Origin of the sequence: Microlunatus ginsengisoli (genome assembly GCF_039537205.1) — a bacterium.
Taxonomy (GTDB): Bacteria; Actinomycetota; Actinomycetes; order Propionibacteriales; family Propionibacteriaceae; genus Microlunatus; species Microlunatus ginsengisoli.
Genome location: NZ_BAABAB010000035.1, coordinates 18,269 through 28,898, shown reverse-complemented (window position 1 = coordinate 28,898; position 10,630 = coordinate 18,269). Strand labels below are relative to the sequence as shown.

General features: G+C 67.8%; 11 protein-coding genes. 3 read left to right on the top strand and 8 right to left on the bottom strand.

Translation table 11 applies throughout. From position 1 onward, the window contains the following. Positions 1-758: 758 nt before the first annotated feature. A complete protein-coding gene (locus ABD747_RS20545) occupies positions 759-1,823 on the top strand; it encodes a glycosyltransferase family 2 protein (protein WP_344808117.1) in 1,065 nt (354 codons plus the stop codon). Positions 1,824-2,179: 356 nt separating this feature from the next. Here the strand turns inward: ABD747_RS20545 and ABD747_RS20540 are convergent, their stop codons facing one another. After that, complete coding sequence (locus ABD747_RS20540) at positions 2,180-2,482, bottom strand: hypothetical protein (protein WP_344808115.1); 303 nt, start codon at positions 2,480-2,482, stop codon at positions 2,180-2,182. On the opposite strand from ABD747_RS20540, the gene ABD747_RS20535 reads away from it, so the two are divergent. Further along, complete coding sequence (locus ABD747_RS20535; protein WP_344808113.1) at positions 2,462-3,319, top strand: sensor histidine kinase; 858 nt, start codon at positions 2,462-2,464, stop codon at positions 3,317-3,319. The genes ABD747_RS20540 and ABD747_RS20535 overlap by 21 nt on opposite strands. 341 nt (positions 3,320-3,660) lie before the next feature. Here ABD747_RS20535 and ABD747_RS20530 read toward each other — a convergent pair whose 3' ends face one another. The 3 genes from ABD747_RS20530 to ABD747_RS20520 all read right to left on the bottom strand — a co-directional run bounded on the left by ABD747_RS20530 (position 3,661) and on the right by ABD747_RS20520 (position 4,751). Beyond that, positions 3,661-3,825 carry a hypothetical protein gene (locus tag ABD747_RS20530; RefSeq protein ID WP_344808111.1) on the bottom strand — a complete coding sequence of 55 codons (165 nt, stop codon included), beginning with the start codon at positions 3,823-3,825 and terminating at the stop codon, positions 3,661-3,663. 193 nt (positions 3,826-4,018) lie between these two features. Then, positions 4,019-4,315 (bottom strand): hypothetical protein, encoded by a 297-nt coding sequence (locus ABD747_RS20525; RefSeq protein ID WP_344808109.1) that lies wholly within the window; start codon positions 4,313-4,315, stop codon positions 4,019-4,021. Between the two features lie 232 nt (positions 4,316-4,547). Continuing rightward, positions 4,548-4,751: a hypothetical protein gene (locus ABD747_RS20520; RefSeq protein WP_344808107.1), complete on the bottom strand. Its 204-nt coding sequence runs from the start codon at positions 4,749-4,751 to the stop codon at positions 4,548-4,550. 282 nt (positions 4,752-5,033) lie between these two features. Between ABD747_RS20520 and ABD747_RS20515 the strand changes: the two genes are divergently transcribed. Continuing rightward, on the top strand, positions 5,034-5,774 hold the full coding sequence (locus ABD747_RS20515) for a response regulator transcription factor (protein ID WP_344808105.1): 741 nt from the start codon (positions 5,034-5,036) through the stop codon (positions 5,772-5,774). 70 nt (positions 5,775-5,844) lie between these two features. On the opposite strand, the gene ABD747_RS20510 is transcribed toward ABD747_RS20515, so the two are convergent. The 4 genes from ABD747_RS20510 to ABD747_RS20495 are packed head-to-tail and all read right to left on the bottom strand — an operon-like array spanning position 5,845 to position 10,185. Continuing rightward, entirely contained in the window at positions 5,845-8,484 is a 2,640-nt protein-coding gene (locus tag ABD747_RS20510; protein WP_344808103.1) for an ABC transporter permease, read from the bottom strand. Beyond that, positions 8,481-9,152, bottom strand: a complete 672-nt coding sequence (locus tag ABD747_RS20505; protein WP_344808101.1) for an ABC transporter ATP-binding protein — start codon at positions 9,150-9,152, stop codon at positions 8,481-8,483. Before ABD747_RS20505 ends, ABD747_RS20510 begins: the two co-directional genes overlap by 4 nt. After that, positions 9,152-9,832, bottom strand: a complete 681-nt coding sequence (locus tag ABD747_RS20500; RefSeq protein WP_344808099.1) for an ABC transporter ATP-binding protein — start codon at positions 9,830-9,832, stop codon at positions 9,152-9,154. The genes ABD747_RS20505 and ABD747_RS20500 overlap by 1 nt, the downstream gene beginning before the upstream one ends. Continuing rightward, positions 9,829-10,185, bottom strand: coding sequence for a hypothetical protein (locus ABD747_RS20495; protein ID WP_344808097.1), 357 nt, complete (start codon positions 10,183-10,185; stop codon positions 9,829-9,831). Before ABD747_RS20495 ends, ABD747_RS20500 begins: the two co-directional genes overlap by 4 nt. Positions 10,186-10,630 lie beyond the last annotated feature (445 nt).

Below are 10,630 nucleotides of genomic sequence, written 5' to 3'. Positions count from 1 at the left end.
GATGAGGATGCTGACCACCAGCGCGGCCTCGAGGCCTTCGCGCAGGCCGATCAGGAAGTTCGCGATCATCGTCTCTCCGTCATTCGAACTCAATGCCAACGCGGACGCAGGGAAGCCTGTCCTAACTTAATGACGGACGGTGCGACGGTTCAAGGTGTGCCGTGCTCAGGTTGCTCTAAGGTGTGATCTGCCGTTCCCAGACTCGGCCTCGCGGAGCGACCAGAACAGCTTTCGTCCCCCATCGGGGTAGGCTCTCGCCCCGCCCGGCCGTCACCGTCCGTGGCGACCGTGCTGCCGCAGGGCCGATCGCCGCTGCGGTCTCGGAGGTGGCGTCGCCTCGTGGACTCGCGCTACCGGCCGTGACCACGCTCCGCGTCGCACCATCGTTGGTCCCGTGACGACCTGACGCACACGCAGGGCATGGCGTCGCCTGGACCGAGCGCCACCGGCGCCGCGCGTTGGGACGGATCGCCGGCCCCGTTGCCGACCCGCCGCCAGTCGGGCTTCGGCCTGACGCTGATCATCGTGACCCGGCATGATCGGTCACGCATGCGGTACCACAGCAGACGGCTCATCGATGCGCAGTGTTGTGCTCGCCAGGCTGGTGTTCTCGCCGAACCCAGTCCAACATCGGAACCCGGAAGCGGCCGGGAGAGGTGACGATTCCCGAGCAGAAGCGGACCCACCCAGTTGGCCAACGGGCCGAGCCGCCCGATGATCTCAGATTCGTCTCAGCTGAGCCTCGTCACAATCCGCCCATGAGGGATGAGCGTGCCGACCAGACACTCGACCACCCTTCGGAGACTCCCGGCAGGGGCCCCGAGAATACGGCCGGATCTGGACTGCAGCAATGGGACCTGCCAGCGCCGCGCTTCTCCGTGGTCATCCCAGCGCTCAACGAGGCGGCACTGCTGCCGGCCACCCTCCACTCCCTTCGCGGTCAGCGATCGGCATCGCCGTTTGAGATCATCGTGGTCGACAACAACAGCACTGACGCCACCGCACAGATCGCTCGCTCGTTCGGTGTCCGCGTGATCACCGAAACGAACCCTGGGGTGTGCCAGGCGCGGCAGGCGGGAACCCTGGCGGCGCGCGGCGAGATCGTCGTTTCCGCCGACGCCGATACCGTCTATCCTCCCGATTGGCTGTCACGGCTAGACGCGACCTTCACCGCACAGCCGGACGCGGTCGCCGTGGCCGGGCCATGCCGCTACGCCGACCCGCCCTGGTGGATGAGGGTGTTCTGCCGGGGACTATTCGCCGCAGTCGGCAGGGTTTACCAGGCGACCGGACGAGTCGGATACGCGACCGCCACCAACCTTGCGTTTCGACGTTTCGGCTTCGACGGCTACGATCTCAATCTCACCCAAGGCGGCGACGAGCTGGACCTGCTCCGCCGGCTGCGCCGGCACGGAACGGTGCTGTGGGATCCGAGCAACACGGTAACGACATCCTCTCGGCGTCAGCAGCGAGGTCTGCTGTACACGTTGCTCGTCACGCTCGCCGTCTATTATCTGCTGGGCTACTGGCTGAACAGGATCTTCCGTCGGCCGGTGCTCGGGATGGCGCCGCCAATCCGCGGACTGGAGACCGAGACCGCGCAACTGCCCGCAAACGACGCGGCGGCGAACCTTAGTGCCGAGAAGCTGGCTCGGACCGAGGCGGCCGAGAACGAGGCGGGCCGGAACGAGATGTCTCCCTCGGTCTGTCTCCAGGTGGCCGGGAAGACTGGTGGGGGAGAGTTGACGCCACCGGCCGCCGGTGCGGCTCGATCCGTCGATTCGTCGATCGGGGCGTCGGGTGGACGACGTCGTTCTGGATGAGGGATGTCAGTGAGGCCCGTTTGATGCGGTCGGTGTGGCGCAGAGTGGCGGCTATTGCTCGGCAGCGCGGGATTCGGCTGCGTTCGGTGGCGGCGGCGGTGATCGTGGTCTCCATCGCCCTGGCCGCCGGCGGCGGCGCGCTGCTCTACATTCTGCAGACGAATCTGGAGACCACGGCGAGGACCGCCGCAACGACCCGCGCCGCTGAGGTCGGCTCGATGGTGCGCACCGAGGGAGTTAGGGAGGGCGCTGCGGCGATCGCGACCGAGTCCCGCAGCGGCCAGCTGGTCCAGATTCTGTCCGCAGCCGGCCAGGTGGTCGGCGCATCGAGTCGGGTGGTTGCAACACGCCCGATGTCACCGCAGCGGCCGCGGCCCGGGCAGACCAGCATTGCCGAGGAGGATCTCGATCATGTCGGTCGCGGCGGTGACTGGATGGTCGTCTCCACCGGCGTCTCCGCCGATGACACGTCCTACATTGTCCAGGTCGCGGTCCCGATCCAGGTCCAGCGGGACACTGTCCAAACGGTTGCCCTGTTCCTGCTCGCAGCCAGCCCTGCCCTGTTGGTCGCGGTCGCTGTCGCGGTCTGGATCCTGGTCGGTCGAGCGCTCCGTGCGGTGGAACGGATTCGGGCCGCGGTGGCGGCGATCGACGATCAACGATTGGGGCGACGGATCGCCGTACCGGCAACCCACGACGAGATCGCGGCCCTCGCGGTGACGATGAACACGATGCTGGATCGTCTGCAGACCTCGCAACGGGCCCAGCGGGCGTTTGTGTCCGACGCCAGCCACGAACTCCGCAGCCCCCTCGCCACCCTGACCACTGCCGCCGAGCTCGCCTCGAGCGCCGATGAGGCCACGCGGACCCGACTGCTCGTCACCATCGGCGGCGAACTTGCCCGGCTCCGCACCCTGGTCGACAATTTGATGACCCTCGCCCGGGCGGATGCGCACGATCTCCTCACCGTCCGTGAAGACGTCGATCTGGATGATCTGGTCGATGCCGAGGCCCGTCGGCTCCGGGCCACCAGCACACTTCAGGTACTGGTGCAGCTGATGCCGATCCGGTTGACCGGTGATGATCCCCAACGGTTGGCTCAGGCGCTTCGGAATCTGGTGGACAACGCTGAGCGGCATGCGCGCAGCGCGATCCGATTGACGCTTCGTGCGTCCGGCGGCCGTGCCGTGTTGTGGGTCGACAACGACGGCGATCCGGTTCCGGTCGAGGATCGCGACCGCGTCTTCGAACGATTCGTGCGGCTCGATGAGAGTCGCAGTCGAGATGCCGGTGGCAGCGGTCTCGGCCTGGCGATCGCGCGCACCGCGATCGAGTCTCACGGCGGCTCGTTGCGGGCCGTCGACAGCGACGACGGCTGGTGCCGGTTCGAGATCTGGCTGCCCATCCCGCGATCCGCCGTCGGGTCAGGTCTGGCCTTCTCTGGCAGTACTTATCCTCCTACGGTCCAGGACGAGCCGTCCACCAGTGGCAGGTGACTCTTCCTGGAGAGTGCAGCGCGGACGTCGCCTGGCTCGGACGTCCGCACTGCACGGGTCGGCGGTAACGACGGTCACATCGGCTCGGACCTCATGTTCTTCGTCGAACCCTGTGTTCCTCGACCGCCGGCGCGCTTCTGTGCCGGGGCGTGCTTCGGCACCCGACCGCCTGGGGTCATGGCAGGTCGCGGAGCTGGCGCGCTGACTCGGCCGCCTGCCGGTCGCGGAGGGGCAGGCACACGCCCTGCTTGCTGACGACTCTCTGGCCCTGCTTGCTGATCAGAACTGGGTCAGTTCCGCCAGGACCGGGTCGAGACCTCGGCCTGGCTTCTTGTTCAGGTTCAGATATCAGTCGGCTCAGCGGGTAGTCGGCTGAGGCAATGTTCTCGGTAGGTCGGGGCGTAGACCTGGCTGTTGGCATGGCTTTGCAGCGCCAGCACCTTCACCGGCTGGTCGATGTCGGCCATGCCGCTGTAGGCGATCCCGTACTTTGTCGGTGTTGACATGTTCGGCGAGCTTGAAGACGGTCTTGTCCCAGGTGACGTTCGGGTCGGCAGGGGGTGGCGCCGGTGGCCACCGTGGGGCGCCACTCGCCACGCTTGCCGTTGTAATTCAGCACTCGTTCGCGGGTTAATTCCTCGAACCCGTTCCACGGGGTGAGTCCGTAGACGTGGATCGGCTTGTCTGCTCACTCACCGGTCACGCCGAGATCGCCCCAGGTGCGGATCGTGGCGGCGCCGCGGTTCGGGTGGTGGACAGGATCGCGTCCAATCGGTCGCGACTGAGCTTGTCGGTCGGATTGTCCTTGTGCACCACGAAACCCATCGAGTCGAGGAACCCGAAGTGGCGATAGCTGCGTAGCCGACCTTCGCCTCGAACCGCTTCACCGTCGGTTGATTTCAATTCCCCGGACACGAAGTCGCAGTCGAGCTTGCCGTCGATCAGTGCCAGCGCGCCGAGGCTGCCCGCGTAGTGGGGATCGACGTTGATCGTCACGTCGAGGTAGATCTACTCGAACTCGCGCACCCACGACTTCGACAACGAGGCGAGCACATCGGAGGCGGCGCAGTCGAAGGAGCCTTTTGACCTTCTTCCGATTCTTGATCGGCTTGTAGGCGTCGAGGGTGGGCCGAAGCAGTCCGCGCTGGGGAAGCGGGCGTCCGTGCTCCTTGTTGTACGCGTCCTGCGCCTAGGTCTGGGGGATGACGGTTTGTTGCGGCGGAATGGCTCAGCGGCCCATCTCCTCGGCCGTGGTGTTGGGTGCGGCGACTCCGCTGCTCGCAATGCCGATCAACAAGACACTCGATAGGCCGAGGACAGCGACGAGCTTTGGTGATCTCTTCATCGGGATCTCCAGTTCGGGGTGGGGAGTGGTGGCTTCACTCTGGCAGCCACTGAGGATGAGTGTCAGTGTTTCGTGCATCGAGGTCATTTTGGCTTTTGTGGTCGGTGCCGGGAGGAGTCAGGTGTGGGGTCGCGGTGTGCCGTCCGGTATCGGATCATGTGCCGCGCGGTGTGGCCTTGTCCGGCGGTAACGTCTGCTCAGCGGTGTCTCAGCCACTCTTGGTGATCATGTGCGTCGTGAGTCGAGTAAGGGCCGGTCGGTCGCGGCGATCAGATCCGCGTCCGGCCCCGAACGGGCGACCGTCGTGATCACGTTGAGCGCTTCGACCGGGTCTGCTCGGTCCGTCGTGGCTGCGCCCAGGGTGTCTCGGTGACCGCCGGCGGCGAGGCGATGTCGGCCACCGTGGTGCTGGTGGAGGACGATCCGGTCATCGGCGGACACGTCATCGACGGGCTTCGTCGTCACGGATATTCGGCGTCGTGGTGTCGATCCGGGCGTGAGGCGCTGGCTAGCCTCGTCGAGGCCGATGTTGATGTGGTGTTGTTGGATCTGGGTCTCCCCGATCTCGACGGGGTCGCGATCCTGCGCCAACTCCGCCGGTTGCGGCCGGAGCTGCTGGTGATCATCTTGACCGCACGCACCAGCGACATCGACGTGGTCGTCGGGCTCGACGCTGGCGCCGATGACTACATTCCGAAGCCGTTCGAGCTGAGTGTGTTGCTGGCCCGTCTGCGGGCCCATCTGCGCCGGGGTGCCCGACGTGGGTCTGCTGATCCGGCGCCTCATCAGATTGGTGGCCTGACCGTCGATCCGGTTGCCCGCCGCTGCGTTGTCGGAACCCGCGAATTGTCGCTGCGCCCGAAAGAGTTCGACCTACTGGTCGCCCTCACCAGCCGGCCCGGCAGCGCGGTCAGCCGTGAGGAGTTGATGAGTGAGGTCTGGGACGAGAACTGGTTCGGCTCAACAAAGACGTTGGATGTCACCATAGCTGCGTTGCGGAGACATCTGGACGAGGCCGCCGGCGGCGAGGGGGTGGTCAGTGTGGCGGTGCCGACGATCCGGACCCTTCGCGGCTTCGGCTATCGTCTCGATCCGCCCCGATCGTCCTAGTCCCGCCCACAGGTGAGTGTGATCAGCTCTCGGTAGAACGGTCCGATTCGGCGGGTGCCCGGCGGGTCGGTCAGAGATCCCTGAGTTCCTCAACGGCGGGCCGCAGCGACGCCCGCGCCCCGACCAGGGCGGCGACGGTGAGGCCGGCGAGGACTGCCGAGAGCGTGGCGGCGAGATAGCCGATCGGCACGGCTGCGGCGGACGGGGGTGGGTCAAAAACCCCAGTCAACACCTTGATCAACATGATTGACAGGCAGATGGCGATCATGGTTCCACCGAGGATGCCGCCGGCGGCGACAATGGCTGATTCGGCTCCGACGAGTCCGCGGAGCTGGCCGCGGCGTGCGCCGAGCAGGGCCAAGATGGCGAGTGTGCGGCGGCGTTCGGCGAGGCCGATCAGCAAGACGAGCCCGCCGGCGGCGGTAGCGAGGAGCGCGCCGAATGCCAATTCGATCTTGGTCAGGCCGGCAAGATCGACCGCGGTCAAGCTCGAGCCGACACGGGAGCGGACCTGGGTGATGTCGGTTACTGCGGCGGCGGTGCCCAGCTGGTTGCGGAGGGCGGACGCGATGGCCGGCTGGTTGAGGCCTCCGGTGTCGATCAGGAAGGCGCCGACGGCGTTGGACCCGGTTTGCTGGGAGATGTAGTCGGCGTTGGCGACGAAGAAACTGTCCTTGGGTGCGGTGGGGAACTCGTTCACGATGCCGGCGTAGTGGAACGGCACCGTCCGCAGCTTCTTCGTTGAACTGTCCTGGAGGCGTAGGTTCAGGAGGTCGCCGGGGGCGAGCTGGAAGTCGGTCACGGTCTCGGCGCTGACCAGGATCGCGTCGGGCCGGGCTTGGAGGATTGCCATAAGTTGTTGGGCGGTGCCGCCGGTGAAGTAGGCGTCCTGCAAGGTCGTGACGCGGCCGACCGTGTCTGGCCGAACGCCGTACAGGTCTTGAAGATCCGCGCCGACGTAGGCGTAGCGGTGCTGCACGGGTTCAACGTGCACCACACCGGGAACCGTCGACAGGTCGTCGGCGCGGTCCGGGCCAAAGTGGGCGCCGGGGGCGGGGCTGACGGTCACGTCGGCCCCGTTGGTCAACTGGGCGTCCGCCTCGGCCTGCTGCCGGTAGGTGGCGTTGAAGACGGCCACGGTGGCGGCGAAGGAGACCGCGAGAGCGAGGAGCACGATGCACCTGGCCAGGAGGCGCCGCTGCCGGGTCAGGGCCGCCGCCCCGGGTCTGGCCAGCCGACCGGTGAACGGTGCCAGCATGGCGGTCAGCGGGCGACCGCTCCGAGACAGCACGGCCACGCTGAGCCGCCATAACAGCATCGCGCCGCCGACCCATAGGAAGAGGGGCGCGAGCGCCGCCCAGTAAGACACGGCGATGGTCGGCACCCCCTCCGGTGCAACAACCAGGGTGTAGGTGTTGGTTCCGGCCGCGGCGAAGACGGCAAGCGCGGCAGCGAGCAGGATCAGGTCGACCCCGAACCGTTCCCACCGGGGGCGCTTTGCTGGTGCGTAGCGGCGCTGTGTCGACGTGACGGTCGCCTGCCGTAGATCGGCTGCCGTGGGCACCATCGCCACCGCCGTCGCCGCCAGCAGGCCGGTGATCGCGGCGCCGATGAACCAGGCCGCGGTGGCAGCCGGGTCCACAGTGAACGTTGCAGCCCCGAACGCGGCCCTGCTGGCGACGGCGGCCAAACCGATGCCGACCAGGCCGCCGATCGTGCCGACCGTCAGCGCCTCGACCAGGCTCAGTCGAACGATCTGTGCGGCGGTCAGTCCCCTGGTGCGTAACAGGGCTTGTTCGCTGCGTCGCCGGGGGGCGCCCGCGGCCACCAGAGCGGCGGTGATCAACACGGCCAAGATCACGCCGGGAACGCCGAGGAACAAGAACAGCAGCTGGGCGTAGGCGGCGTCGCTGCGGGCGGCGTCGAGGGCGGCGCCCATGTTGTTGCCGACCACACCCGACCCGGCAAGTTTGGCTTCGAGATTGTGTGCCGCGGCCAGGATCGCCCGGTACGCGTCGGCCGGTGCAGGTTGGGCCGGAGGTTGGCGCGCGACGTGGATCTGGGTGGTTACCGCGGCGTTGGGCAACTCCCGGGTGAGCATGCGTTCCGGGATCAAGACGACGTTGTCGGGTGGTGCGGTGGGCTGGGCTTGGGGCGCGGCTCCCACCTTTTGGAACAGACTGTCGGCTTGCGGCAGATCGACCACCCCGTCAACCGTCACGGTGATGGAGCGGCCGGCACTGTCGATCCGGATCTGGTCGCCGGGCCGGGCCCTGAGGTTCGCCGCGGTCTGCTGGGCGAGCAGCACACCCACGTCTGCGCCGGCGAGGGTGCGGATCTGGCCGGGGAACGTCTGCCGGTAGTGCGGGGGCAGCGCCACGATCACTCCGGCGCCGGTGGTCTGCGTGCTGCCGGCTGTGCGCGCCGTGAACCGGGTGGTCGGGGCGAACTCCACCGGAACTGCCGCCGTCACGCCGGGCGCGGCTCGGACCTGATCGACCACGCCAGTCGGATCGGATCCGGGGTGGACCTCGACCTGCCAGGAGACGACCACAGACTGAAGCGCCCGGGCAGTCATTGTCGAGCGGGCGGTGACCAGAAAGGCGCCGAGGGTGGCGAGCAGTGCCACCGCGATCGCGATTCCTGCTGCCACGCCGGCGAGTTGGCCGCGTCGGCTGGTCAGCAGCCCGGCCAGCCACAGCCGGATCATCGGTCCGCCTCCGGGTTGGAGAGGGTAAGCCGTCCGGCGCGGATGTGCCAGTGTTCGACGAGCCGTTGTGCGACGGCGGGATCGTGGGTGCTGACGAGCAGGGCGGCTCCGGTCCGGTCGGCGACCTGAACCAGGACGTCCATCAGATGCTGGCCTGTGTCGTGGTCGAGCTGGCCGGTGGGTTCGTCGGCGAGGATGAGGTGTGGCCGTTGGGCCAGTACTCGAGCGGCGGCGACCCGTTGAGCCTGTCCGCCCGAGATCTCCTCCGGGAGGCGGTCGGCCAGGTCGGACAGCCCGAGTAGGTCGAGCGCGTCGCCGGCGCGGTCGTCCGGATCCGAGGCGCCGGCGAGTTGGGCAGCGAGGGCGGTGTTCTCGGCGACGGTCAACGGCCCGACCAGGCTGGGGCTTTGGAAGATGACCCCGATCCCGAACGTCCGCTCGGTCTCGTCGAGGGCTGGCCAGTCAACGGTCCCGGTCGTCGGCCGCTCGAGTCCGGCGAGCAGGTGCAGAAGGGTGGACTTGCCGGACCCTGAGTCGCCGATGACGGCGACGCGGGCGCGGTCGGTGATTGAACAGGTGGTGCCGTGGACGGCGACAACTGCGGCCGGGCCGGCACCGAACACGCGGGAGGCGTCGACACAGCGGGCGACCGGTGAAGGTGCGGGCATCAGACGACGCGCCCATCGACCAGGGTTACCACGAGGTCGGCGATGCGGGCCACCGGGGCGCTGTGGGTGACGACGACGATGGCCGTTCCGTGGTCGGCGTGGTCGGCGAGCAGTTGGAGGACTTGAAGCTCGGTGGTGCCGTCGAGTTCGCCGGTCGGCTCGTCGGCGAGGATGACGTCGGGGTCGTTGGCGAGGGCGACGGCTAGGCCGGCTCGGGCCAGTTCGCCTCCGGACAGGGTGGCCGGGCGTGCGGCGGACCTTGCGCTGAGCCCGACCTGCGCCAACAGTTCGTCGGGTGTCTTGGCGGGTTTGTGCCGCCGCGGTGCGTGTTGGACAAGGGCAATGTTGGCCCGGACGCTGAGGTGCGGTAGCAGGTTGCGGTGCTGCAGCAAGATCCCGATCCGGCGGGACCGGATCCGTGACCGCTCGAGCTCTGGGCGGTGGCTGATCCGTTCCCCGGCGATCCGGACGACGCCGCCGGCGGGCTCGTCCAGTCCGGCGAGGCAGTTGAGGAGGGTCGATTTTCCCGAGCCTGATGGCCCTTGGACGGCGACGATCTGGCCCGGCGCGGCGCCGACGGATACTCCGCGCAGGGCCAGAGTTTCCTCCTCGCCGGATCGGAAGAACCGGTACAGCTCGCGGGCGTCGACAGCCGCGGGGGGCCGTTGCGTTGACGTCATCGGTTCCAGCGAACCGAGTCGGACACGATCCGCCACGGGTCGACGTTGTCGGCCTTCACCGGACCGGACAGGGTCAGATCGAGTTCGACGCCGTTGTGGAAGTAGACGTAGCGCTCGAAGGCGTCACGGACGACTTTGCCGGTGACGGGATCCTGCGCGGAGTCTCCCTGGTAGCGCACGACGACGACCGATTGCCCGGCCCGCCGCGCGGCGCTGACCGATCCGGCCGCGAATTGGGGCACCGTTGTGCGCAGGAGGGGAACCTGTGCACGGCTGAGGGAGGCAGCCGTCGGTGCTGCGGCGGCATTGCTGGTGGTGATCACGATCCGATTCAGTTTGTCGGTGAAGGTCACGCTTGCGCCGTGGTCGGTCCGGCCCCACCCCTCGGGAACCTTCACGCTCAGCGCGCCGCCGGCCGCACCGAACCGGACGTACGCCTGGTTGTCGGGAATGTCACCGGGAGGGTTGGATTCGGTGGCCGCCGCACTGGGCGCCTGCGACGACGTCACCGCGGCGGTCGGGGTCGCGGCCGGGAGACTGGTCGCCGGGGCGGGTGCGGGTGGGCCACTGCTGCAACCTGCAGCGGCCAGCAGCACAATTGATACGAGCAGAGTTTGGTGCCGGCAACGACGGGTCATGCGCAGCCCTTCCGGTGATCTTGCGGCCTTCCGGTGATCTGGGGGAATGCCTCGTCCTCACGCTAGGCAGGGCCTGACCACAGGAGCCCCAACGCTCGGCAAGAACGCGGCAAAAGGTGCACTGCGACGTCTAGTTGTCGACGACAGCAGCCGGTACGGC

Bases quoted from the DNA above. Each gene is read 5' to 3' on its own strand.
- ABD747_RS20505 (WP_344808101.1), bottom strand. From the start codon at position 9,152: ATGCCCGCACCTTCACCGGTCGCCCGCTGTGTCGACGCCTCCCGCGTG.
- ABD747_RS20545 (WP_344808117.1), top strand. From the start codon at position 759: ATGAGGGATGAGCGTGCCGACCAGACACTCGACCACCCTTCGGAGACT.
- ABD747_RS20520 (WP_344808107.1), bottom strand. From the start codon at position 4,751: ATGACCTCGATGCACGAAACACTGACACTCATCCTCAGTGGCTGCCAG.
- ABD747_RS20500 (WP_344808099.1), bottom strand. From the start codon at position 9,832: ATGACGTCAACGCAACGGCCCCCCGCGGCTGTCGACGCCCGCGAGCTG.
- ABD747_RS20510 (WP_344808103.1), bottom strand. From the start codon at position 8,484: ATGATCCGGCTGTGGCTGGCCGGGCTGCTGACCAGCCGACGCGGCCAA.
- ABD747_RS20530 (WP_344808111.1), bottom strand. From the start codon at position 3,825: ATGTCAACACCGACAAAGTACGGGATCGCCTACAGCGGCATGGCCGAC.